Genomic DNA, 24174 nt, shown 5'->3' on the forward strand with positions numbered 1-24174 from the left:
CTTACTTGACCTCGATCGCCGTTGCGCGATGGGGATAGTTCACATAGGGCAGCGTGATGCGGGCAATCGGAAAGTCCTCGGCAAACATGACGTAGCCGTGTAGGTCTCGCAGGTTCGAGATTTCCGAATCCATCACGACCGGCTCGGGTGGGCTCGCGAGCACATGGCGGCTGCGGCCGGCCCCACCCCGGCCGGCGTTGGAGGTGACCTGAACGCGCTCGACATGCTGCTTGCCGAGGATCTCACTGGCCTTGTCCGCATTCAGCGCGTTCGACGCGCCGAAGATGAGATAGTTACGAAAGCACGCGAGCAGCGTCTTGGCCGCCTCCGTGCCGTAAGCTTCGTCGAGTTGCGCCCAATCCTGGATCGTGCCGACCATGCGCAGGCCGTGCTTGCGCCCCTTGGTCGCGGCCGGGATAAACGACTCGAGCTTGCCGAGCGACTCGAGTTCGTCGAGAAACAGCCATAAACGGGCGCCGGTCATCGGCGCGTAGCTCAGGATCGTGGCGCAAATCGTGTCGATCCACGTGGCCACCAGCGGCCGTTGCGCCGTGCGCATGTCTTCCCGCCACGTGATGAACAGATTGCCAGCACAAGGATCGTGCACCCACGTGTGCAGCGAGAAGTCGCCCTGGCTCATGAAGCGCAGCGGCCGCACATACTTGTTCATCATGAACTGGATCGAGGCGATGGCCTTCTCGGCGTTCACGCGAAAGTAGCCTTGCGAATCGGTGTTCGAGAGGAACTCGCGGATCGCCTCGCCATCCTCTCGCACCAGCAGGTTCACGAGCCTGTCCTGATCGGGGTTGTCCGTCTCGACCAGTTTGCGCATGGTGTCGGCGAGCACGTCGCGCGCGTAGGCGCACCATTGCTCGTCGTTGGGATCGACCTGCGGCGGGATCACGCTCTTGGCCATGCGGTCAAAGTCGTGCACGCCCTTGATCTCGTTAAACAGCGTCCAGCCTGCCGTGCGGCGGTCGAACGGGTTGAGAATTGCGTCGCCGGGAAAGCCGAACTTGGAATAGAAAGTGCCGTTGGGATCGATCACCGCCATCTTGTCGCGGCGCTTGACCACCGAGGCGATCATGCTTTCCATCGCCACGGACTTGCCTGCGCCCACGGACGCGCAAATCAGCGTATTGCGGTTCTCAAGATGGATCGGCATCGGCATTGCGCCGATCATGATCGGGGCCAAGACTGGCGCGGTCGCCTCGTTCTTACGCCGACGCCGGTTCTCGCGACGGTTGGCCGCGTTGACCAGGCGCCTGACGCGATGCCAGTTCGCCATGCGGGCGCCGCGCATCCAACGGCGATACGGGGCGCCGCGGAAGCCATCGTCACCGTATTCGTGGACTAGATAGCTGCTCGCTGCGGCAAGGCCCAGGCCAAGCATAGCCCCGCCGGTGATGAGCGGATGGTGCGGCGTCAGGTGCAACGCGACGGTGAGCGCTTCCGGGAGCGGTCTAAGCGGGACACGGGCCGCCCACGCGCCGGCGAGCCAGCCGGTGATCGGCAGAATGACGCCAAAGAGCAGCGTGGCGTTCTCGACTTCATGTTTCTGCATCGTTCACTCCTCCCCGACGGCGGCTCCCAGCGGGGATCGCATCGCCGCCCGGGCGGGCCTCCGCTAGTAACTGGACTGGTACGGCTGGCCTTGCTCCCAGCGGCTTTGCCAATGCGCAAGATACTGAGCGGCCAGTGTGGGGTAATTCCACAGGACCAGCACATTTTCGCTGTTGCGCGTCGCTGCGGACGCCGTGTAGTTGAAACTGCCCGTCTCGACATGCAGGCCGTCGATGACGATGTATTTGTCGTGGTGGATCGCGTAGACGCTGACCGTGCGGGTCGGAATGCCGGCGTTGACCAGCAGGTTGAGCGCCTGCCGCGAAGTGGTCGAACGGGTGCCCTTGTCATCGACCACGACCGCCACATCGACGCCGCGCTGCTTCGCATCGAGCAGGGCGCGCACGACGGTCGGCGACGTGAAGCTGTAGCCGGCCAGCCGGATAGACGTGTTCGCGGCAGCAATCACCTTGAGCACCAGCGCCTCGGCCCCTGCCTCCGGCGAAAAACCCACTTCAACGACTTGAGTCGTGGGCGCACGCGCTGCGCGCCCCGGCTCGGCGGCCACCGCGTTGTGTGCTTCATCCAACAAGCTGACCGTGAAGCCCTCGGCCCCGGCCACGGTGGCGAGGGCCAACCAGGCGGCACAAACGATAAATCGACGCATCACTCCTCCTCTCTCTCTCTCTTTCTCGGTCACCAGCGCACGCGCTGTTGCCAAACGTTGTTAATGAAGACGTCAATGGCGCGCGGATTCTGTGCCGGCTGCCAGAGCACCTGCTCGAACACGTTGATCGTGACGCTATCGTCATAGCTGCCAACGGTATAGGTGCCGACCGGCTTACCGACGCAGGCCTGCGGACCTACCCCGCCGCCACTCTGGCCACTCTGCAACTCAGACACCTGCGGTTGACCGCTCAGCGTGTACCCCCCGCTGCCGACCCATTCATTCCCGCCGGTGCCGCCCCGGCCACTCCCGCCGCTGCCAACATTGCGCCGCCCCTGCACCACATAGGCGCCGCGTGTGGCCGGCTGCAACGGCGGAGGACATGGATCGTAGGGGTCGTAGACTTGGCGGGCATAGCTGCCACCGTCGTTGCCGTCCGCGAGGTCGCACGTTGGAAATGGCCGGCCCTTGTCCAGATCGTGGTAGAGCTGGTCGATCGGCGCCACGCATTCGGCGACCCCTTGGGGGCCACCGTTCGATGCCGGATTCGCCAGACACAACAGCACTTTGCACCCATAGTCGGAAGCGTGGGCGGAGGCGGCAGCGCCCACGACGAGCAGTGCGATAAGCCAATTCTTCATCGCGTTGTCTCCTGATTTCCACACGCGAACCAAGTGAGCTGTCTTTGGGCCACACGTCGCCCAATTCGCAAACTGTACGAAGGAGGCTTCCTTCTGAACGCCGTTCGCCGGCGCGCGCTTTGTCGCCACGGCTTGCGCCTTGCGCGTCGAGCCGATTTCTGGTCGGGCCGCGTCAGCAGCAGGCGTGTCTTCCGCGCCTTCAGAACCCTCCGCCCCTCGCGTCACCCGTCGGACTCGCACCGCATGGCTATCGGGCGTTCCGGCTGGCGAGGGCGTGGCCTGCTCTTCGTGCGTTGGTGCGTCCGCGAAGAAGACCCATTGCGGCGGCGCAACGGCAGGCTTGGCAGCCCCCACAGCCGACCCAGCAGCGCGGGCCGCCGGCCGAACCGGAATCGGCCCATCGGTGCTTTGCTGCACAACCGCCGGCACCACCGGAATCGGTGGGACCGCATCAGTGGCGTTTGCCACGACCTTCTGCACGTAGCTGGGCTGCCCCGCTTTGTCCGGTCGGAAGCCGCGTGCAAAATTGCCCGAGTAATAGCAGCTGAATGCGGCGCGCAAGGCGTGCTGCTCGTCGTGAATTAGCGCCCTCGCCCGCGCATAGCAATCCTTCAGAATGGCGCCGCCCGCCTTCAGGTTGCGGCATGGATCGAACACCGTTTCGTAGGTTTCGCCGTACCGGGCGAGGTTGCCGCGATTCACCTGCCCTAGCCCCATCGAGAAATTGAAGCCCTGCCGCGCCAACGCGCGGGCCGTGGCGACGGCTTCGGCCAGACTGCGCGGCTGGCGCACGAGGCGCGCGCCCACCACGCCGATGGCGTAAGGGTTGCCCGAGGATTCCGTGCTCACCACGCCCCGCAGCGTGGACGGGTGGACGTCCGGGGCGCACTGCGCAGCGAGGGTCTCGAATGGGGTCTCGAGCAACGTCGCCTGCGGCTGGGCCTGTGCCGGCGTCTGCGCACGGGCGGTGAGCGGCAGCAGGATAAGTAGCATAGGCAGCATAGGCATCACGGCCAACACCGCGACAACAGCGAAGACGGTGAGCCTGCCCGCCGCTATCGCCTTCCCGTTAAGCGCCTTCATAGAGGATCTCCGAGACGTAGCGGCGGCCATCCGCAGCGCGCTTAAACTGGACCACTACCTGAATCAGCGATTTCGCATACGCAATAATCTGGTCGCGGCTCATCGCCGCACCGAAGCGCATCACCATTTGCGAAAGGCGCTCGTACATCAGGCGTGGGCTGTCGGCATGAATCGTCGTGATTGAGCCGGAGTGCCCGGAGTTAAGCAGCTCGAGATAGGCATACGCTTCCGCACCGCGCAGCTCGCCCATGATGGGCCGGTCGGGTGTGAGGCGCAGCATCGCTTCGAGGAGCTCCACAGCCGTGACGCGAGCCACGCCCTGCCCGCCACGCGAATACAGCAGGTGCAGACAGTTGCGCTGGCGCGGCCGGATTTCGCGTGCGTCTTCAATCGTCACGATGCGCTCGTGCTGGGGAATCTCTTTGAGCAGGGCGTTAAGCAACGTGGTCTTGCCGGCGTTCGCACCGGCCGAGATCACAATGTTCTTGTGCGCTCGAACCGCGCCGCGCAAAAATGCTTCCCACTTGCGTCCCTGGTACAGTTCCCGCAGCCGTTCGTCCGAATCATCGCCGTCCTCGAGCGTCTCGTTCACGCAGTCGAACGCACCCTGCTCGCGGTATTGGTCCAGACCGATATCGAGCAGCGTAGGCTTGCGAATACACAGCGCGATGGTCTTTTCCTCGACAGCCGGCGGGCGCACGACCTGCACGCGGTAGCCGCCGCGCTCGGTGTCATCGACGCCCTCCGCCAGATTGATCGGCATCGTGGCCGCCAGCAGTGGGCGCTCCCGATCGGTTTCCTGATTGGTGTACGCGGCGGTCACCTCGGCCAGCGACTCGAGCAGCCGGTAGTTCAGCTCGGGCACATCGGCGTGCTGCATATAGCGTTGACCCTGCCGGCCGATCCACACTTCCCCGGGCCGATTGATGGCGATTTCGGTGATGCCCGGATCATCGAGATAGCCGGTGAGCAGCGAGAGCTTGGCGCGAAACGAAGCGATCTGTGACATGAGCCGGCCCTCACTGGATGAACGTCACGCCGCCATGCCTGGCGGCGGCGCGGGCGGCATCGATATCTGCCTGATAGACCGGCGTGAAATCGAGATCCTTGTTCACGTAAATGCGCACGCGCGAGCCGGCCGGCACGGTGATGGTGGGCGCAATGTTGATATACGGCTGGAGCACCGACTGCGAGGTTTGCGCAGCCGCCTGCTGCACGGACTGCCGATAGGCGGCCGCCGAGTTGTACTGATCGACAGGATTGACCCCGACGGTCGCCGCGCCCGCACCGATGATCGACAGCAGCGCGGACATGCCGAAGACCTCCGCAAAATGCGTGTCCACCCGGCCGCCCATTCCGGCTGTGCCGAGCTGGTCGGCACCGGCGCTATCGAGCGCCACCTCGACGCCATTGGGCCGGCGCACCGTGTTCCAGATCACGAACAGCCGGTCCTGCCCCTTGCGCACTTCGGCGCTATACACGCCGCACACGCGCGAACCCCAGGGAATCAGCCTGTGCCGGCCCTGCGTGCCGTACACGTCGCGCTGCACGGTCGCGCACACCATGCCGGGCAAATCGGAGATCGCGCGCGGCTCCAGCACGGCCTCGATGAGCTTGCCTTGCAAGATTTTATAGGGCAGGTTCTCGATCTGCTTTGCCTGACTGACGGCAACGCCATTGCCCGAGACCGCTCGCGCGAAGCGCGAATTCGGGTCTTGCGCGCCGCCACCGGTGCCAAGTGTGCCGGCATGCGTCTGCCCTGCGTCGCCGCGCACGCCCGCCGCCTGGTTGTTGGTGTTCGGCGCGATGATGGCCGACTTCATACGCGCTTCGAGCATGCGGCGTGCCTGTTCCTGCCGTTGCATTGCCATCTGTTCGCGCTGGGCGGCCATCGGGTCATCGCCTGGCGTCGCGCTCGCCGGCGTTGTGGCCACTGCGGCCGGCGCGGCGGGTGCGGATGGCGCCACCGGTACGCCCGCCACCTCCTGATCCTTGAGTTTCGGTACCGGCTTACGCTCGGCAATGCTCAGCTCGCTGTTACCCGCCGGCTTCGCCGGTTCGCTACTGACGTGCTTGATGTACCCGGCAGCACCGAGCACGGCCGCCGCGACTGCGACCATGGCGATGCCGCCCGCCTTCTTCTTGCGGCCATCGGCCACCAGCGAGTGATTGTGGTGCTGTTCCCACTCGCGCACGGCCGCCTCGCGGTCCTCCTCAGGTTGTCTGGCAGGGTCGCTCATGTCAGTTTCCCCCTCCAGGATGCGTTGGATCGCTTACCGGCCCACTGACCGTGCGCTGATACGGATTGGCGTTGTTCTGCACGCACAGATACGCGTCGCCATTGCGCAACGTGAAAAGGCTCGCCGTGCGCTCGACCACCAGGTACGCGCCCTCGCGCCGCGTGTTGACGATGGACTCGGTCCCGTCCGGCCCCACGGTGTACACCGTGGGGATCTCGGCGTTCGCGTCGAACAGGAAGTAAGTGAATTGGCCGTCATCGAAGGCGCGCGTCAGCCGGATGGCCGACTTATTGCCTGACGTGCCGTAGTCGAGATTGAGCTTCGCCGGGTCGAAGCCGTGGTTCGATCGGCCCGCCCCGCCCATCCCATCCACCCCACCCGCCAAGCCGGTGTTGGTATTCGGATAGATGAAGCGCACCAGGAAGGTCTGCGAAGCGCGGCTTTTTGCGCTCATGAGCTTGAAGTAATACGTGCGCTTGTCCGTGATCACGGTCAGGTTGGTGGCCGCATTGGGCTCGACCGCCTTTATGAAAAGGCGGTTCTGGTACGGCACCGTCTGCCAGGCGATCGAGTCGCCCACGGTCACGACCTTGACAGTCTCATCGTCGGCGAATTCGATCGAGGTCTGATAGCCATACGTGCCGACCAACTCATAGACCTGATTCGGATCGTAGGCCACCTGTTTCACGCGATCGTCGGTCACCAGCTGTTTCGGCTTCTTGGCCGCCCACGCCGGGGCCGGCGTCAGTGGTGCCAGCAGCGCCAGCGGCACGCAGACACTGGCCAGAAGAACAAGCGCGAGGGAAGCAGCGTTGGGTTTCATGGACGGTGTCCTTGCTGAATTCGATGACGGGTGCCGGTCGTTGACGTCGATAATTGGCGCCGATTACTGTCGGCTCAGTTCCTGATCCTTGCGATACGCCGTCGCGGCGAAGCCCAGCGCGTTTTCCCAGCGATCGCCCAGCGCGAGCGGTTTGAACGTGAAGGTGTAGCGCACCAGCGCGGTGTAGTACTCGGTCTTCGGCTCGGTGCCGGCTTTCTCGGTAATCGACTGGAACGACACCTGATACGCATCTTTGCCCAGCGAGGTGATGCCGGTGATCTTGGGGTAACGTCGGCCCCCCTGCCCGACCAGGTAGTAGGGGTTTTGCGGGTTCTCCGCAGCGGTTTCCGCGTCGTACTGGCGCGCCACGTCGGGCGTGGCGTGCAGCCGGCACAGATCGGCAAAGCGCTGACGCCATGCCGGATCGAAAGTGTTGCAGTCCATGATGAAGTCGTACACCTGGCTCTGAACGAAGCTCTCCTGTGCGGTGATCGTCTCCCGGTCCACCACCTGTTGTTTGAGTACATGACCGTTGGCATCCATCACCGACACGACGGGGATGACGGTGTGGATGCTGGCAAGCACCGTAATCGCGCTCGCCATGCCACCGACGACGAAGAGCAGCAGACCGATGAACAAATAGGCGCGGTTTCGCTCCTGCTTGAGCTTGTTCGAGCCGCCCAGTTGCAAATTTTGGGTATTGGCGTCGCCTTTGACCGTGCCACGTCCGAAATTCATCTGGCCGCCCCTTTCGAGAGCACCATGCGCATGATCATCATCAACACGCCAGTCGACGACGAAGCACCACCCGCAAGGGCCGACGCCCACCCGCGAACGCCCAGCATGAACAAGATCAAGACGCCTTCCACGAGGACGAGCTGAGCGGTTTGCTCACTGGTTGCCAAATTTTCAGACTGCGCGACCATTCCCGCCGTCGCGATGGCATCGCCAAAGGCTATAAAACCGAAGCGAACAATGGCGATGACCAGGATGTAGATGAAGCAGAAATTCAGCATCATGCTCAGCCAGTTCATGAACCACTGTCGCGTTTGCGGAAACATCAGAAAACCGATAAACAAGGGGCAAAGCACCATCGTGATCGCCAGCCCAAACTTGGCGATGGTCATATAGACGAGCGCGAGAACAAACAGAAGGGAGTTCAAGGCGAACAGAAAAATGCCGTCACAGATCATGGCGAATTGATAGAAGTCCAATGCACGAAGCCGTGTAGAAACGGCATCCACATTGCTATACAACGCATCAAGCATCGAGGCCGTGGGCTGCCCGGCCATAATCGTTGCCGCGGTGCTCTCCATGAACGACACGAAGGCGTTGTAGAGCTTCTGTGCCAGACCGCCCCAGCTGAGCGTGCCGAATACCGCCACCGTCATGACGCATTTCGCGAGGAAGTCTTTCCACTGGAAGCTGGCATATCCGGCATAAACCTGGTAGCCAAAGATCGCCCAATAGAGCACGGCAGCGAAGTAAAGCGGAGTCGAGATTGCATCTGCGATGGCCGGGTACGTTTGCGACAGAAACGATTGGGTGACCCCGTCCGCAGCCCCCACCAAGCCCTGTAAGGTCATATTGGCCATCCTATTTCGCTCCCATCACTTCTTGCCAATGCGCCTTGACCCGAGGATCAAGCACGTCGTTACGACTGATTGACGCGCCGGTATAGTGGGCAACACGGTTGCGTATTTCGCCAATGCAAAATGTGAAGTTTCGCGCCGTGGGATCGGCATTTTCGAAGAGAATTTCCCCGCAGCGGATGGGATAAAGCGGAACCCACCGGCCCAATTGCCCTCGACTAGCGGTCAGCAGCGGATTGTCAGCTGGCACGACAAGTACACGGCTGTCATTCGATGGTTGGGGCGGTACGCTGAAAGCGCCGGCGTCCGGTTCCGCTGACTGCCTCGGAAGGAGGTAGTACACCGCCCCGCCGATGGCCACAGCCATCGCAAAGCCAGATACGACCATCCAGACGCTACGCATGGGTCGTCCCTCCGAAGCTGCCCGTGTTGAGCCGGTTGAATTCGCAGGCACACGGCGACTTGTCGAACTTGTTCGATGTGCTCGCGCAGCCCGACAGGAGTGCTGCGAGAACCAGCATCATGAACAGACGCCAACTCTTCCTGACGAGCAGGATCATTGGCCACGTCAGCACGATCGCGGGCAGAAAAGCGAAAAATTTCATGATGGCGACCCCTTGTTGGCTGTTGTGTCTCACAGGCGAGGACGGCTTACTGTCCGGAGCGGCGGAAATACTTCTGCGTCGCGGCCGTCGCCTGGTTCTGCTGGTTCACCATGTTCGCTTGCAGGTTCATGTTCATCGCATTGAGCTTGGCCATCGCGCTCTGCAACATGCCGTTCTCGCTCGAAATGCGGTTTTGCAGATCCTGCGCGTCCTTGATGTTCGTGGTGACGTCGATCTGCTGGCTCAGGCTTGCCAGATTGTTCAGGTGCGTCTGGACTTCCGAATACAGCGTGTCGCCACCGGCGAGCGCGGCACGCACGGCATCGGTGCTCATCTTGTACGACGTGGCGTCCTGCGCCTGAGGATTGGCAAAAACATCCTGCGGCATCGTTTGGATGAGCTTCTCGTAATCGGCCTGCTTCGCGGCGAACGCACCGCTTTGCTGCTGCGCGACGACTTCCTGCCACGAGCCCGGCACCACCGACGCCGCATTCAGGGCATCGCTCAGGCCGATTTGCCCGCGGCCGTAGGTGCCCGTGATCGCCGCATACTGGCTCTTGAGCGTTTCGTATTGCTGCTCCAACTGTTTGAACTGCTGTTGCAACTGAAGCACCGTCGCCTCGTCGAACGTCGGAATGCCACCCGCGAGCGCGGGCGCGGAGATTCCGAGTGATGCCCCAGCAACCGCAACGGTGAATGCCACGAGAGCGTTTTTCATGCGCGTGCTCCTTTGCTCGTGAGGTTGTGCGTGTTGCGCGCCAGCGCGCGTTCCATAAACACCGGCCCCCAGACCTCGGGGTCTTCGGTGCCGAACTCACGCATAAGCTCGTGCATGAGCGCGACACCCTTATCGTTCGAGGAAAGCACCGGAATAAACTCCGGCAGGTCTGACAGATCGAACACCGCCCGGATCGACTCGTTGCCGCGCCGGATCAGGAACTTGTAGGCTTCCGGTGGTGTGTCCCGAATAAAGTCGTACTCGGCGGGCGTGAGCTCGAGCTCGTCGATCAGGTCCGCGCGACTCGCGTTGCCGTTGGGCAGGTAAAGCTTGGTCGCCGTCTGCTTCTTGATCGAATCGGTTTCGCTGTAAAGAAATTTGGCGTCGGGGGTGACGAAACCGAGAATGCCGTTCTTGCGGCGAATCTGCATGATGTAGCTGTCGATCTTTTCCCGCCAGTAGGCGTGCTTGACGAGATTCTGTCCTTCCTCGAGCACGATGATGAACGGCTCGCCGTTCATCGACTGCTCGATGCAATGAAACGGGTAGCTCAGCACCACGGGCAATTCCGGGCGGGCCACCCCATCCTTGATCAGTTGCCGCATCTCGTAGCAGTAATGCCGGCACGTACTCAAATCGATGTTGTCGGTCTCGTTATCGAAGACACCCGCATTCGCCCCCGCAACGCCGTTGGCGCCGTGCCACACGCGCATGTCTTTGGCGAGCTCGCCCTGGCCAAAGCACCAGACCACGTTGCGCAGACGGCGGTCTTCGACGGGCAGTTCGTAGTTCTCGGTCACCGCCGACTTGAAGCGGTCAATGTCGTCGGCGACCAGCTTGCCACCGTAGCAGGTGCGCATCAGCGTGAGCAGCTCGACCAGATAGGCACGGTTCTCGGGCGTGTCAGGCAGCCTGAACGGGTTCCATCCGGTTGTGCCCTGCACGGAGAGCGTCGTATGCCGCCCGCCCATCATGCACATGAACACCTTGGCGCCTTCTCGGTTGTCGAACCAGAACACGCGCGGCAACGCTTTGTCGGCCATGGTCACCAGCGCGGCCAGCAGCGTGGTCTTGCCCGCGCCGGTGTCTGCCGTGAGAGCGAAATGGCCAGCCACCATCCCCTCCATCTCGCGATGGAAATTGAAGTAGTAGGCCGTGCCACTTTCGGTCTCGAATGGCATGATGGCCGGCCCCCACAGGTTCCCGTCGATCTTGCCCACCGCAAAGTTGTGCAACGACGCAAAGCCGGCGAAGTTGCCCGACTTGATCTTGCCGCGCCGGCCCATGAAGTGTTGCGCCTGACCCGGCAGTTGCGCCCAGAAGAACGTTTCCAGGGCGAACCATTCGCGCACGGGCTTCACGCCGAGATTCACAAATGCCTTCTTGAGCAAGCCGACGGCGGCATCGAGCTCGGCTATCGTTTCACGTCGGTTATCAAGGGCATCGACGAGCTTCACGGTGGCCGGGACATGCACCAGCATGGTCAAATGATGCAGGCCGTTGACCGAGCGACCGCGCGTGAGGTCTTGTAGCCCCCGGGTGATCTCGTCCTTGTCTTCCTCGGCCACGCCCTCGTGATCGTTGACCGCCAGGCGCCGGCGCTCTTGGCGCATGTCGTGCTCCGCGCTGATGCGGTCGGTAAAGAAGAACGATTGCGTGATGATGTACTCGACCGGCTGCTGCAAAAATTCGTCGAGCATGCGCGAGGGCGTGCGCGCCGGCCACTCGGCCATGCTCAACATCGCAGCAGCGCGCGTGCCGCTGAGGTTCTCGATGGCCATCATGTTGCCGACCATCTTGAAATCGACCCACGAGACGGCCAGCGTGCGATCAAGCGGCAGCTCGGTCACGGGCACGCGCCCGTCTTCAAGGTTGATCAGGTAGTGCAGAAACGCCCCGATCTCGGTGTAGTCTTCCCCGAGATAGTCGAGCACTTCGTCACGGCCATAGGTCTCGCGCTGGCCGAGATCCGTCACGAACTTGTGCCAGTCGAGTTTGAACCGCTCGATCGCGACGCGCGCTTCGGCCGCACTCACGGTGTCACTCACCCACTGTGGCCGGCGCTGAACACGCAGCTTGTGCGCGCCATAGGCCGCCAGCGTCTGCACCACAAAGTTAGACGCCTCATGAACGTCCTTGGCCTGTTCCTCGAACGAGGCCAGATCGTCTTGCGTGAGCTTCTCGCCTGAGACCAGCGAGAACAGGCGATCGAGCACGCCGGGCGCACCGTGGCGAAAGCGATTGCGAACGATCGAGATGTAAATCTCGTTCACGTAGAACGAGCGCTGGCGATAGCGCTCGCGCCAGGCCGCATTGAACATGCGGGCGAACCAGGTCCCGCCCTCGCCTGCCGGATACTGGTTCACCTTGCGGCGAATCAGATGGACGTAGATGCCCCGGTCGCTGTTGGCGATCGAGCGCAGCACGGTATTACGTCGGGACTCGAACTGACGGATCTGCTCGGCGCTCAGCGACTCGAAGTACAGGCCGTCCACCTTGATGACCTGCACCAGACCGTCATCCTGGGTGATAACGGTCTCGTCATCGTAGTGCACGGTGTACGGGACCATGTCGCTCAGCGCCATTTCCCTCGCGTCGGCACTGGCCCCGGGCGGGACCGGCATCGACAGCGACATGTCGAACTTGGCTTTGAGCACGTCAGCGAGGCGCATAGCGTCGGCACCCCCAAAGCCTTTGGTTCGGACACGCTTTCAAATGGGTGGCGGCCGACAGAATGTCGAACAGGTACACATCTTTGAGGCAAACCAGATAGCTGATCAGCAACAAGACGGGAATCAATGCCGCCGCCCAGAGCGAGCGCGTGATCAACGCGGCCATGCCCGGGAAATAAAAACTCATCGCGAGGCTCGCCAGCGTGAGGCCGCCGACCATGGTGGGACGGGTCATCGCCGCGACAAGCGGCTCCCCTTCGTCGAGAAGCGGCGCGTCCTGGCTCATACCGAGCCCCCGGCACGGCTTTTAAGGTCGGACACGATGTTCGGCGCGAAGAACACGAGTCCGATGCCTAGGCCCCAGCCACCGAGCGTCATCATGTCGATGCGGCCTGTTTTCCAGCGGTAGCCCTGGATCGCGAGCGTGATGATGCCGATGTAGTAGCCCCACTCGTAGATGAGCAGTTGCGTAATCGACTTCAGGAATTGCGTGATGCCATCGAATGCGCCACCGCCGGCGCTTTGGGCGTTGGCCAACCCGGGAAGCAACACGAAGGCGACGACCAGGATGTTCACTGTCAGCGCGAGCGCCCTGTCGACTTTGTCAGTGGGGGTCGTATCGATTTCCCCCTGTTCCTGTTTCCGAGTTCCCTGCTCTTTCATAGCGTTCACCCAATTGTGAATTGCATCAGAAAAATGCTAGGTCAGCCGCTCCTCATTCGCTGTTGGCCCAGGTTTTTAATATGTACACCTATTTATATTGACTATCGTTGGAGCGCGCTTTTGATGCTCTTGCTATCTGTTGATCCTATCGTCGGGATATGGCTGAGCCGGTGATGGCGGTTCAGCAGCGGCCTGCATACGCGCCCTCAGTTCAACAACGAGTTGCGCATTTCTCGAACGCTGTTCGTCCTTGGCCCGCGTGACCAACCAGTCATGGAGCGCCCTCGGAATGCGATACTGCGAACGAATGACCTCCTCCATTCCGCCTCCATATTTTAGTCACTATCAAGTGACTTACAGTCACTATACGTCAGTGCCTCGGCAGTGTCAAATAGACGCATGGAAGATACCCACCGCTCTCAATACCGCCTGCCTTGGGCCCTCTATGAGGCGGTGAAAGCCGCGGCCGAAAAGAACCGCCGCCCTTTGAATGCCGAGTTGGTCGCCCGCCTGGAAACGACGTTTCCCCAACTCAGTGTTGGCGCGTCTGCCGAGACCCATCAGCTTTACGACACCGTCTCGAAAATGACATTGGCCGAGGTCATGACGCCCGCTGAGCTGACGACGCTTGCTGAGCGTATGGTGCAAATTGCCTCGGGGCGTGGCACTAAATAGCCACTTCCATGCATGACCCCACTGTCTCCCAACCAGCCTGGCGAACTCAAGCCCCTCACTTCGTCTTGTCAACGAGGTACTTTTGTACTAAAGGACGCTTCGTGGCGAGTTTTGGTCCCATCATCGCGAACCACATCGGTGGGATGAGCGCGAGGCAAAACATATGGAGATAGCCACCTGGGAGCGATGCCCCTCTCGCGCGCAGTTGGTTATACGGCGTCGTTGCCTTGAGATGGTGATGTTCATGTAGCCCGTTGTTGACGAGCAAGCGGTTCGACAGCCAATAGTCAACCTCCCACGCCACATGTTCCGCTGAGACTTCGGTGCTGAGGCCGTAGTGCTGGATGTAGCCGATCACCTCAACCACAAAGGCAGACACAACACCCTGCGTCGCGAAGAGAGCTCCGCTTTTCCACCCGCCATATAGCGAGAAGGCAACCAGCGCAGCGCCCCACACGATGCTGCGTGTGATCACCCTGTTTTGCAAAGCATGAGAGACACGCTGTTCCTCCGCTGCGGTAGCAGAGCGAAGCGCGGTAAGAAAAGAAGGCACCACATGCCGCCACACGGACACGCCGGCCGGCGCGGTCGACCCAAACCGAGCGTCGCCCACATGTGCGTGGTGGAGATGGTGGGCCATTTGATAGTGCGGGTATCCCGCGAGCACAAAAGTGACGTCAGCGAACGCTCTCGACACACGACTATGCCGGTGCATGGCCTCGTGAGCGTGCGCCATGGCAAACGCACTTAGCGCGCCCGTGCCGAGCGCCAATCCCGCCCAATTTGCCAGGTGCGCCGTGCTGGCACGCGCCACCGCCACCAGCAGCGTCATGCCCCACATGCAGATGAACATAACGGGAATTCCCGCGCTGACTTCGGCGAGCGGTGCGCCGCCGACGCGCTCAGTGCGGCCGATTAGCGCGTCAAACAGCGGGATCGCGACGACCACCATAAGCACGAATATCCAGGGGCGATCGCAAACAAACGAACTGAGCGCAATGGCTGGCACACTCAAGGCTAGCCAGAAGCCACCGCGAACGTCACGCAAACAAGCCATTTTCTTCTGCGAATCTCACCGCGGCAAAGATATTTGCAGCACCCGTTTTTCTGTTGATATGCGAAAAAAGCCGGTAGACGGTAGTCGCGGAAACGCTCAGCTCCCGGGCGATTTGCTCCGCGTTGAAACCGTCCTTGACATATGCGACGATCGAGAGCTCGCGTTCTGTTAAACCGCAGTCCATCAAAACCTCTTCCCGATAGCTCCGACAAGACCAGTCAAGAAGCTCTAACGCGAGGAGTCTGAAAAAGGCCCTTCCTTCCCTCAGCTTCGGTTCGCCAATACTGACGGCCTCGCTGGAGCCCAGATACAGCACCCCTATGCGTCCTTTATCGCTGGCATGGGCGGGAACAATATAGGCGCTACGGAAACCATAATCGGCCGCCACCTCGATCATCTTTCTCTGGCCAGCGGTATGCAATGGAAGATGGCTGCCTTGGACAGGTAGCGTATTGGACCGCGCGTAGTTGAGGCACGGATCTGTAAGATACCAGCGGTTCGCGTTGTACAGCTGGCACCATTCTGGGCGGCAGCCGATCAAAAACCGGTGCGTCGAGCGTTCAACGGATTGATCCACAGGGTGCAGCGAGGCAAAAACAAACCACTCCGCGTGCCGCGCAGCGGTCCCTTCCCTAATGAGTGGCAACAGGGCAACCTCATCCGCAGCACTCTGGATCCTTTCAAAGTAGTCGTCCATTCATCGGCCCACTACGCAAACCCGTATACGGCGATCTGTAACACGCCTCAATATGCTTAACCACTTCGTCATACAGCGGTTTTAAGACGGTATAGTAGCTATCGGCTTGGGCAAACTTGCGCAGTTCGCTTCGTGAGCTAATGGGAAATAGCTGCACCAACGTCATCGCGTCAGCCTGAACCAAGCGGCGCTCAAGAACAAAGTCGTCAATCACCTGGTATAGGCGCAGACACACCGCTTCGCCCTCTGTATGAACAGAACTCTCATAGATCAAGTTCTTCATCGTCTTCGTCCACAGACTTGAACCCGCACGTAGCGCATGCGAAAGCTGGAAAACCTCCTCCAGTCATCGACGTCGCCACGTCGTCACTCGCGCACTGGGGGCATTCACGCAGAAGCACCGTGAAGTTCGTTGCGCATTCGGGGCACAGCATTCCCTGCGCTTCACCTTCTTGAATGGCTTCCCAAAGATCGCGGATGACTGCGTTACACGCCGGGCACCCGATAGTCAGACAACTTTTCACGGTTATCGGCAGTTTGCGTCTCAGGTTCATCTGTCACACTCTAACGCTCCCGGCGCGGCAGATGTGACGACTTGGCAGATTTGATGGATCAGAAGCTGTCAGTAGCTAACATTAATTATCATAGGCATTTGCCCGAACACGCCGAAACCCACAGAAACCATCGAATGCGACGCCGCCCTGTTTGCCTCCCCCCAAATGCACGGGAAGGCTTCAAACGCGCCACAGCTGCAATGTATATATATCTATATATATGGATATGCTACTAAAATCACGCATTGCCCGGCCATCCTGACTTTGCATGGGTGAACTTGCTTCTGTTCTCGACATGGAACTTCAGCCCGACACTTACGCATCGGTCAGCGGTACAGCGCCAAGTTCCGGCGCCGTCGGTTTCGTGTTGCGCTCACCGTACCGGATCGCACGGCTGATCGTGCTTCGGCTGCAACCGATGGTCCGTTGTACGACAGACCACGAACTTCCGCTGGCCAGTAAGCGATTGATGACACCATACCGCGTGTGGTCCACCTGACGGCCGAGATACTTGCCAGCCATCTTGGCCTTGGCAATGCCTTGCGCCTGCCGTTCGCGGCGTTGCTCGTAGTCCCGGCGCGCAATGGCAGCGAGCATATCCATGAGCATGTCGTTGATCGCGCCGAACATCCGCGCATCAAATTCGTATTGGCTGGGTGCCAGGTGCTGCCATGTGGTCGGCACATTCACAGCCACCACGCGTACCTCGCGCTCACGGATCAGCCCTTTTAACTTTTCCCACTCCTGAGCGGGAAGACGCGAGAGCCGATCTACGTCTTCCACCAGCAGCACGTCATGTGGGCGGCAATCTGCCAGCAAGCGGAATAGCGCGGGTCGATCCAAGCGAGCGCCCGATTCATTCTCGGCGTAGTAGCCACATATCACCACGCCGCGTTCATGCGCAAAAGTGTCCAGCGTATGCTGGGCTCTGCGGGCATCCTGCTCGTTGGTGGAAGCGCGCAGGTAAGCGCGAACGAAGGTGGTCATGGTCCTGTTAGGGTCAAATGGGCGAACTGGTCTCATTAGGCTTTGCGCGATCACTCAAACAGTACCAAAGTTTGTCAGTTCGTTAAAGGCATACTCAAAGCGAACTGCCTAATAATTTTGAGTGACGTGTCCCCGGAAACTGGACAGTTTAAAACTGGAGAGGGGCTGCCCCTTTGGGTTGTACTGACCACTTTTGGACGAACTCGCTTGGGGTCAGATGGCCGAGCGAGCTGTGGGGACGATGATGGTTGTAGTCGTGCTGCCAAGCCGTCATTTTTTCTCGGAGGTCGTATAGCGTGACGAATTCATGCACGTTAAGGAATTCATCACGCAATCGACCATTGAAAGACTCGATCAGTCCATTATCGGTCGGCTTACCGGGGCGTGTGTAGTCGAGTTTCACCCCACGCCGGTATGCCCAGTCGTCTAGAGCGCGGGAGGTGAACTCTGTGCCGTTGTCCACGGTGATGGATTCGGGCCATCCACGAAGGAGCGCAGAACGATCCAGTGCTTGGCCAACCGCACGGCCGGTCTGTCGAAAGTTGGCCTCCAGACAGACACTCTCGCGACTCCATTGATCGATGACAGAATGCGAAAGCGGCGCCCATCAAGCATCTGATCATGAACGAAGTCCATGCTCCAGTGCTGATTCGGTCCGGTAGGCACCGGCGGCTTGCCTCGCAGCAGGGCGATGCGTTTGCGGCGCTTGACCTTCATCCGCAACTGCAACCCCTCCAGGCTGTAGAGCCGATAGATGCGCTTTTTGCCCACCTCCCAGCCCTCGCGATGCAACATCACCAGCACCCGCCGGTAGCCAAACCGCGGGCGACTTAAGGCGATGTCCCGGATGCGTTGGCGCAGCGCACTTTGATCTCGCGCATGACTCTTCGCGTACCAAGTCGAACGCTGTAGCAACGCCAGCGCGCAGGAACGTTGCACGCTGATCTGAAAGCGCTCTTGCATCCAAGCCGCCAGCTCGCGCCGTTTGGCGGCCTTCAGACTTTTTTTTCGCACCACCTCTTGCAGGATCTGCTTATCGAGCGTCAGGTCGGCGACGATACGCCGTAGGCGTGCGTTCTCATCTTCGAGCTGCTTGAGCTTGCGCATCTCGCTTACGCCGAAGTCGGCGTACTTCTTCTTCCATGTGTAGAAGGTTGCCTCCGACACACCAATTTGCCGACAGACGTCGACCACCGGCGTGCCGCTCTCGGCCAGTCGCAGTGCAAAGGCGATCTGCTCTTCGGTAAATCTCGAGCGTTTCATGGCGACTCCTCGCCCCGTTTGGGGCGCCGAGAAGCAACTTTACCTCTAGTTTTGACCTGTACCGATATTCCGGGGACACGTCAATCAGCCTTTCCTTGAATGTCCAGATCATCGTACGATCGGGCGCCTGCGAACTCTGGCGCAGCCTCACGAAGCGCTGAAAGCTCAGCCGATCGAGCAGCTGGAATTCCATCTGCTCGTCGCTGAGGTTGTAGAGTTGCTGAACGACCAGCACTCGCACCATCAGCTCGGTGGGAAATGGCGGACGGCCACCGCACTCGCGGCCCGGCCTCGGCGCCGCCTCGTCGATCTGCGCGGCGAGTGCCACAAAGTCCACGTGTTCGCTTAGCTTGCTCAGCGCATCCCCTATCCGGTCCAGCTTGCTCTCTCGTTCCTGCTCTGCAAACAGACTGATCTTGATCATCCCAACATCCTCGTGCCTTGCCCGTCCATTACAACATCATGCCTGCGTATCGGCGGTTTTTCGAGGTGCCCGATAGCCGGCGCGCCGACCGGCGGTGGGCAGTACTCGAAATACACGGCTGAGATCGATTCTTATTTAATGCGCAACATCGCGGCTGGATGGCCTACCGGCAAGGCAGTGGGAGCGGCCCGGGGCCACCCGTGTCCGGCGGCTCATCCCGTCGCGGTCGGAAATCAGTTGTTTTCCGTCACTTGGCGATGCCTAGAAACACCGCCAAACAGCGCTCGACCTCCACCAGCGCATCCGCGTCGATGTGGCCGAAAGCGGGCCCGACCTTTTCGCGCATCACCGTCATCGCCTTGTCTACCATCACTTGCGAAGGCTTCTGCAATCCGTTTTCGGCACCCGGTTGTATCGTGACACGAAGCAGCGGCGCGGCCGCCAGCGTGCTAGTGATGGGTAATACCGTAACGCTCGTGTGCTCGCCAAACTGGTTGGCTTGGATAACCAACGCGGGCCTTGGCTTGCCAAAGTCACCTTGCATGGCGATGGTCACGAAGTCGCCGCGCATCATTCCGTCCAGCCTTCCACGTCCGCCAAAGCTCCATCCATGAACTGCTGCATGGCTGTGTCGGTCGTGTCCGCCTGCGTCACTAGGCGGCACTGGCGCCGGCATTCCTCCGCGAAATCTGGGCGACGGGTGTCTGGCACCCAAATCTGAACCGGGCGGAGTCCTGCCATGCGAAGGGCATCGCGGTGCTTCCGAACTCGTGAATTGACGTGTGCCATGGTGGCCCTCCTTTTCGTTACATGCAACATACTACGCCCCTTGCTTGTCACATGCAACAATGCTCGTGGCAACTTCCCATGCGGCGGAAATTTTGGCGTTTCCGGCGTACATCTCATACCTGGTGAGCGATGGCTATCTGGCCGGCAATCCGCTCGCGCTGCGCCGCGAGCGTACGACTTCAGCCAGACGATCCCGCCGTGTCGAGCACTATCTCGATCACGCGCTGTAGGACCACGCGCTCGTAAGCGTCGAGCAGTGGCCGCGTCTGAGCGAATGCGACCAGCAGCACTACGAGCGCAGCCGCTGGCTGATCCGCCTGCTGTACCACACCGCGCTACGTGTCTCGGAAGCCGCCCACGCGAAGGCGGCGGACTTCTAGGCGGATTCAACCGGTCGTCGCAACATCGGATTGTTGAACAGTTTTTAGGTACTCGTCCAAGGCTTCCGCAGGCGTCTTCCAGCCAAGCGTTTTGCGGGGCCTGGAGTTCAACGTGTTCGCAACAGCCTGGATCTCTCGAGCACTCCAGCGAGACAGATCCGTGCCCTTTGGAAAGTATTGTCGTAGAAGGCCGTGTCAGCGTCGGATAGATACTCCTCATTTTCGTCGAAGTAATTTTCCCCAGTTTTTGTCTGGCGCCGCCGCGTAAGCGGCGGCGCCCTCCCGATCACCGACCATATCCCACTACGGATCCGTCGAGGGGGTGTCGGTGATCGAGCTGGGAGAGGTTATGACGATTCTGGAATTGCACCGGCAGGGGCTGAGCATCTCGGCCATCGCCGCTCGACTGGGTATGGACCGCAAGACCATTCGCAAATACATCAAAGGTGGTGTGCAGGCGCCGCGTTACGGTCCACGTGCACCGCGACCCTGCGTCATCGACCCGTTCGTTCACTATGTGACCGAGCGTGTGCGGGAGTACCCGGACCTGAGCATCGAGCGGCTGCTGCGGGAGATTCAGGCCATGGGTTACGCAGGCGGTCGAACAGCTCTGGGCGACCTGGTTCGGGAAGTCCGGCCACCGCGACAGCGTGGCTTCGAGGTGCGCTTTGAGACTCCAGCTGGCCACCAGGCGCAGGTAGACTTCGCACACTTCAATGTTGAGTTCGACGATGTACCGGGGCAGCGACGCTCAATCTGGTTGTTCTCGATTGTGCTCGGGCACAGCCGCTATCTGTGGGGGCGTTTCGTCGAACATCAGGACCTGCAGACCGTCCTGCGCTGCCACATGGAAGCGTTCGAGCACATTGGTGGTGTGCCACGCGAAGTGCTGTACGACCGCATGAAGGCAGCGGTGCTGGGCGAAGTCGAGAAGCACATCGTCTACAACGCGAAGCTGGTCGCGTTTGCACAGCACTATGGTTTCGCTCCGCGTGCGTGCAAGGCGTATCGCGCCAAGGCCAAGGGCAAGGTCGAACGCCCCTATCGCTATATCCGGCAGGACTTCTTCCTCGCGCGACGATTCCAGAATCTCGCCGATCTGAACCGCCAGTTGCGCAACCGGCTCGACACGGTGGCCAACTCACGAGTACACGGCACGACGCATCGCGTTGTCATGCAGCACTTCCGGGAGGAACGCCCCGCGCTCCAGGTGTTGCCGGCCGGCGCCTTCAATGGCGTCATCAGACTCGAGCGGCGCGTGAGCCACGAAGGTCTGGTCTCGGTCGGCGGCAACTACTATAGCGTGCCCGAGCGCACCCGCAGACGCACGCTCGACGTCCATAGTCTGGCTCACGAGATCCGCATCTACGAGGACGGCGAACTGCTCGCAGTGCACCCCGTGCTGGAAGGCCGGCGACGAACATCGTTGCTGCCTGGCCATCGGAGCGCGGGCCAGCGCAGGCAGCAGGCGGCGCGCGACGTATCGTCGGGCACGACTGGTGTCGGACGTCGGCCGCTGTCGTTTTACGATCAGGTGGCCAGGCGTCTGGCTGATGCCGGGAGGCGCGCATGAACAGCGTTCCAACCTCAACCGTCGAACGGATACAGCGTTACCTCGTTGGCTTGCGTATGCCGCGTGCGCTTGAAGCGCTGGATGCCACCTTGAAGCGTTTCGAACAGGGCGACAGCTCGATGCTCGAAGTACTGGAGACGTTGCTGGGCGAGGAGTTCACGACGCGCGAGACGCGGCGCATCCGCATGGCGCTGCAGACAGCGAGGCTGGGCACCGTCAAGACGCTCGCCGGATATGACTTCAGCTTCCAGCCGAGTCTCGATCGCGATCGCTTCATGACGCTTGCGCAACTTAAGTTCATTGAACGACGCCAGACGGTCCACTTCCTCGGGCCGCCAGGAACTGGCAAATCACACCTCTCCATTGCACTAGGTGTCGAAGCGGTGCGCGCCGGCAAGAGCGTGTACTTCGGCTCACTGGCAGAAATCGTCAATTCGATGGCGAAGGCCGAACGCGAAGGCAACCTCGCCCAGCGTGTGCGCTTTCTTGCACGCAACAGCCTGCTCATCGTTGACGAGATCGGCTATCTGCCGATCGGCTCCAACGGGGGCAACTTGTTCTTCCAGCTCGTCAACGCATGTTACGAGCGCTGCGCCATCGTCCTCACGTCCAATCGCAGCTTCGGCGAATGGGGTGAGGTCTTCGGTGACACAGTCGTCGCAGCGGCGCTGCTCGACAGGTTGCTGCATCACGCGATTGTTGTCCAGATTGAAGGTTCGTCGTACCGGCTGCGGGAGCATGCCGATCTCCTGCCTGACCACCTGCGCAACCGACCATCCGCCCTAAAGCCGGCACCGGTCGAACCTGCTAACCGACGCCCGGGTCGCCCCCGAAAGAGCTCACCTGATCCATTCAGCGGCTGATCACCGCAAATACACAGGGTGGGGAAATTTACTTCGACGAATTGGGGGTGCGGCTAAAATCTTGGACTGGGTTACGCCGCAGGGCCGAGGCTCTCTCGGTATTCGAGCGGACTGAGTGAGCCAAGAGAGACCTTGATCCGCTTTGCGTTATACCAGCGGATGTACGAGTCGACTACTTCGACGAACTCGTCGATGCTTGTGGCCCGCCAGTCCCGAGAATAGAACAGCTCCGTTTTCAGCCGGCCGAAGAAACCCTCGCACGCAGCATTGTCGGGCGAGCAACCTTTTCGCGACATCGAGCGAACCAGTCTGGCCTCGTGCATCCGCGACAGCCACCCGGGCCAGCGATAGTGGGCGCCTCGATCGGAGTGAAGGACAGGCTGGGCGTTAATATCCGCCACCGTCCCGATCGCCGCATCCAGCATGGTATTCACAAGCTCAGCGTCCGGACGCGTGCCGATCGACCAACTGACAACGAGCCCATCGAAGCAATCGATCACAGGCGATAGATACACCTTGCCGGCTGGAATCTGGAATTCTGTAATGTCGGTAAGCCACTTTTTATTCGGCGCCGCCGCTCGGAAGTCGCGATTGATGAGGTTCTCTGGCGCGGGGCCTATTTCTCCTTGATAGGAGCCGTAGCGACGCCGGCGGACAGTGCCAGCGGCCAAGCCTTCTTGCCTCATCAAACGCCGTACGACCTTCTCCGATATGACGACCTGCTGCTGACCCAGTGCCGCGCGTATCCGGCGATAGCCGTAGCAACGGTAATTGAGTTGGAAGATGTCTGTGATGACACGTCGCACGCCAGCATACTTGTCAGCGACGAGCAGCCGCGCGCGATGGTAAAAATAAGAACTGCGGGCAAGGCCCAATACGGCGAGCAGCTCCGGCAGCGCGTAGGTTTGTCTCAGGGCGTCAACCAGCGTCGTCTTCTCCCGATTGCTCAGGAGCCGCGGATGGACGCCCAGGCCTTTTTTTAACAGTTCATTGGCCTTCTTCAGGATGTCGTGTTCGAGTTGCAACTGCCGTATGTCCCGTCGAAGCGATTCGACCTGCCGCTCGAGCTCGGCCTGTTCAAGGACCGGTGTTGAATTCTTATCGCGTTTCATGGATGCCGGGGCCTCGCGGCCGAGTAATTTGTTTTTCCAGTTGTATAGCGTTGGCCTACTTACACCTATCTTCTCGGCGATCTCGCGCGCACCGCCGTTTCTGGTGCATAGCTCGATGACCGCTTCCTGCTTCAACACCGGGGACAACGGCGCCTTCGGAGCATTGCTGACAAGGCGTTTCCGAACATCGGGGCGCAGCTCGTCGACCCACGCGGCCAGCACGGTGTCACACGGATATCCCAGTGCTCGGGTGGTCCCAGCAAGGCTACGGCCATGACTCAAATAATGCTCGACCGCGATCTCTTTCTGTTCGGCCGAGTACCTTGGCTTGGAGCGGCGATAGGCCGCCGGCAGATCGCCCGCCTCAATGAACGCACGGTACCATCGCGCCAAGTTCTTGCGCGAAGGATATCCCAGTTCGCGGATGGTCGCCGCTGCGCTCCTACCGTATTTGATGTAAAGCTGAACCGCTCGAACGCGGTCTTCGTACGAGTACATGAACTACCTCCAGGTAGTCCAAGTTTTCCTCCGCA

At 60.7% G+C, this 24174-nt stretch carries 23 protein-coding genes and 6 pseudogenes; 4 read left to right on the forward strand and 25 right to left on the reverse strand.

The window, feature by feature from the left end; all coding sequences use genetic code 11:
- Nucleotide 1 precedes the first annotated feature (1 nt).
- The 15 genes and pseudogenes from AB870_RS24180 to AB870_RS24245 form a co-directional block, all read right to left on the reverse strand.
- Nucleotides 2-1564, reverse strand: coding sequence for a type IV secretion system DNA-binding domain-containing protein (locus tag AB870_RS24180; RefSeq protein ID WP_047909182.1), 1563 nt, complete (start codon nt 1562-1564; stop codon nt 2-4).
- 63 nt (nt 1565-1627) lie between these two features.
- Nucleotides 1628-2200 carry a phospholipase D family nuclease gene (locus tag AB870_RS24185; RefSeq protein ID WP_047909183.1) on the reverse strand — a complete coding sequence of 191 codons (573 nt, stop codon included), beginning with the start codon at nt 2198-2200 and terminating at the stop codon, nt 1628-1630.
- Between the two features lie 59 nt (nt 2201-2259).
- Nucleotides 2260-2871 (reverse strand): hypothetical protein, encoded by a 612-nt coding sequence (locus tag AB870_RS25995; protein ID WP_084664378.1) that lies wholly within the window; start codon nt 2869-2871, stop codon nt 2260-2262.
- Between the two features lie 63 nt (nt 2872-2934).
- Nucleotides 2935-3879 (reverse strand): annotated as a pseudogene (locus AB870_RS26000) (lytic transglycosylase domain-containing protein); the annotation flags it as partial.
- A 61-nt stretch (nt 3880-3940) separates the two neighbouring features.
- Nucleotides 3941-4963 carry a P-type DNA transfer ATPase VirB11 gene (gene virB11, locus AB870_RS24195; RefSeq protein ID WP_047909184.1) on the reverse strand — a complete coding sequence of 341 codons (1023 nt, stop codon included), beginning with the start codon at nt 4961-4963 and terminating at the stop codon, nt 3941-3943.
- A gap of 10 nt (nt 4964-4973) precedes the next feature.
- Entirely contained in the window at nt 4974-6194 is a 1221-nt protein-coding gene (locus tag AB870_RS24200; protein WP_047909185.1) for a TraB/TrbI/VirB10 family type IV secretion system protein, read from the reverse strand.
- A 1-nt stretch (nt 6195) separates the two neighbouring features.
- Nucleotides 6196-7017 (reverse strand): P-type conjugative transfer protein VirB9, encoded by an 822-nt coding sequence (gene virB9 / locus AB870_RS24205; protein WP_047909186.1) that lies wholly within the window; start codon nt 7015-7017, stop codon nt 6196-6198.
- Nucleotides 7018-7080: 63 nt separating this feature from the next.
- Nucleotides 7081-7755, reverse strand: coding sequence for a VirB8 family type IV secretion system protein (locus AB870_RS24210; RefSeq protein WP_047909187.1), 675 nt, complete (start codon nt 7753-7755; stop codon nt 7081-7083).
- Nucleotides 7752-8612 carry a TrbL/VirB6 family protein gene (locus tag AB870_RS24215; RefSeq protein WP_047909188.1) on the reverse strand — a complete coding sequence of 287 codons (861 nt, stop codon included), beginning with the start codon at nt 8610-8612 and terminating at the stop codon, nt 7752-7754. The genes AB870_RS24210 and AB870_RS24215 overlap by 4 nt, the downstream gene beginning before the upstream one ends.
- A gap of 1 nt (nt 8613) precedes the next feature.
- The gene (locus AB870_RS24220) at nt 8614-9012 is read right to left on the reverse strand and encodes a hypothetical protein (protein ID WP_047909189.1); all 399 of its coding nucleotides are present in this window, start codon (nt 9010-9012) and stop codon (nt 8614-8616) included.
- Nucleotides 9005-9214 carry a hypothetical protein gene (locus tag AB870_RS24225; RefSeq protein WP_047909190.1) on the reverse strand — a complete coding sequence of 70 codons (210 nt, stop codon included), beginning with the start codon at nt 9212-9214 and terminating at the stop codon, nt 9005-9007. The genes AB870_RS24220 and AB870_RS24225 overlap by 8 nt, the downstream gene beginning before the upstream one ends.
- Nucleotides 9215-9260: 46 nt before the next feature.
- On the reverse strand, nt 9261-9932 hold the full coding sequence (locus AB870_RS24230; RefSeq protein WP_047909191.1) for a TrbJ/VirB5 family protein: 672 nt from the start codon (nt 9930-9932) through the stop codon (nt 9261-9263).
- Entirely contained in the window at nt 9929-12568 is a 2640-nt protein-coding gene (locus tag AB870_RS24235; RefSeq protein ID WP_047909389.1) for a VirB4 family type IV secretion/conjugal transfer ATPase, read from the reverse strand. The genes AB870_RS24230 and AB870_RS24235 overlap by 4 nt, the downstream gene beginning before the upstream one ends.
- 22 nt (nt 12569-12590) lie before the next feature.
- Nucleotides 12591-12890, reverse strand: a complete 300-nt coding sequence (locus tag AB870_RS24240; RefSeq protein WP_047909192.1) for a VirB3 family type IV secretion system protein — start codon at nt 12888-12890, stop codon at nt 12591-12593.
- Nucleotides 12887-13267 carry a TrbC/VirB2 family protein gene (locus AB870_RS24245; RefSeq protein ID WP_047909193.1) on the reverse strand — a complete coding sequence of 127 codons (381 nt, stop codon included), beginning with the start codon at nt 13265-13267 and terminating at the stop codon, nt 12887-12889. Before AB870_RS24245 ends, AB870_RS24240 begins: the two co-directional genes overlap by 4 nt.
- Before the next feature lie 399 nt (nt 13268-13666).
- Between AB870_RS24245 and AB870_RS24250 the strand changes: the two genes are divergently transcribed.
- Nucleotides 13667-13942 (forward strand): Arc family DNA-binding protein, encoded by a 276-nt coding sequence (locus AB870_RS24250; RefSeq protein WP_047909194.1) that lies wholly within the window; start codon nt 13667-13669, stop codon nt 13940-13942.
- A 55-nt stretch (nt 13943-13997) separates the two neighbouring features.
- Here the strand turns inward: AB870_RS24250 and AB870_RS24255 are convergent, their stop codons facing one another.
- The 8 genes and pseudogenes from AB870_RS24255 to AB870_RS24285 form a co-directional block, all read right to left on the reverse strand.
- A complete protein-coding gene (locus tag AB870_RS24255; RefSeq protein ID WP_047909195.1) occupies nt 13998-14999 on the reverse strand; it encodes a fatty acid desaturase in 1002 nt (333 codons plus the stop codon).
- Nucleotides 14983-15696, reverse strand: a complete 714-nt coding sequence (locus tag AB870_RS24260) for a helix-turn-helix transcriptional regulator (protein ID WP_053059762.1) — start codon at nt 15694-15696, stop codon at nt 14983-14985. Before AB870_RS24260 ends, AB870_RS24255 begins: the two co-directional genes overlap by 17 nt.
- Nucleotides 15680-15979 carry a hypothetical protein gene (locus tag AB870_RS24265; protein WP_047909196.1) on the reverse strand — a complete coding sequence of 100 codons (300 nt, stop codon included), beginning with the start codon at nt 15977-15979 and terminating at the stop codon, nt 15680-15682. The genes AB870_RS24260 and AB870_RS24265 overlap by 17 nt, the downstream gene beginning before the upstream one ends.
- Nucleotides 15980-16636: 657 nt before the next feature.
- Nucleotides 16637-17237 (reverse strand): annotated as a pseudogene (locus AB870_RS24270) (recombinase family protein); the annotation flags it as partial.
- A 148-nt stretch (nt 17238-17385) separates the two neighbouring features.
- Nucleotides 17386-18500 (reverse strand): annotated as a pseudogene (locus tag AB870_RS26005) (IS3 family transposase).
- An 82-nt stretch (nt 18501-18582) separates the two neighbouring features.
- A pseudogene (locus AB870_RS26655) lies at nt 18583-18924 on the reverse strand (transposase); the annotation flags it as partial.
- 247 nt (nt 18925-19171) lie between these two features.
- Nucleotides 19172-19498, reverse strand: a complete 327-nt coding sequence (locus tag AB870_RS24280) for a type II toxin-antitoxin system PemK/MazF family toxin (protein ID WP_174554748.1) — start codon at nt 19496-19498, stop codon at nt 19172-19174.
- A complete protein-coding gene (locus AB870_RS24285) occupies nt 19495-19713 on the reverse strand; it encodes an antitoxin MazE family protein (protein WP_047909393.1) in 219 nt (72 codons plus the stop codon). Before AB870_RS24285 ends, AB870_RS24280 begins: the two co-directional genes overlap by 4 nt.
- Nucleotides 19714-19823: 110 nt before the next feature.
- Between AB870_RS24285 and AB870_RS26015 the strand changes: the two are divergent.
- Nucleotides 19824-20090, forward strand: a pseudogene (locus AB870_RS26015) (site-specific integrase); the annotation flags it as partial.
- Between the two features lie 9 nt (nt 20091-20099).
- Here AB870_RS26015 and AB870_RS26020 read toward each other — a convergent pair.
- Nucleotides 20100-20288 (reverse strand): annotated as a pseudogene (locus AB870_RS26020) (transposase); the annotation flags it as partial.
- A 154-nt stretch (nt 20289-20442) separates the two neighbouring features.
- Here AB870_RS26020 and istA point away from each other — a divergent pair.
- Nucleotides 20443-21666, forward strand: coding sequence for an IS21 family transposase (gene istA / locus AB870_RS24290; protein WP_047909197.1), 1224 nt, complete (start codon nt 20443-20445; stop codon nt 21664-21666).
- On the forward strand, nt 21663-22529 hold the full coding sequence (gene istB / locus AB870_RS24295) for an IS21-like element helper ATPase IstB (protein ID WP_047909198.1): 867 nt from the start codon (nt 21663-21665) through the stop codon (nt 22527-22529). Before istA ends, istB begins: the two co-directional genes overlap by 4 nt.
- A 71-nt stretch (nt 22530-22600) precedes the next feature.
- Here istB and AB870_RS24300 read toward each other — a convergent pair whose 3' ends face one another.
- Nucleotides 22601-24139, reverse strand: coding sequence for an IS3 family transposase (locus tag AB870_RS24300; protein WP_047909199.1), 1539 nt, complete (start codon nt 24137-24139; stop codon nt 22601-22603).
- Nucleotides 24140-24174 lie beyond the last annotated feature (35 nt).

This window comes from Pandoraea faecigallinarum, from assembly GCF_001029105.3.
GTDB lineage: Bacteria > Pseudomonadota > Gammaproteobacteria > Burkholderiales > Burkholderiaceae > Pandoraea > Pandoraea faecigallinarum.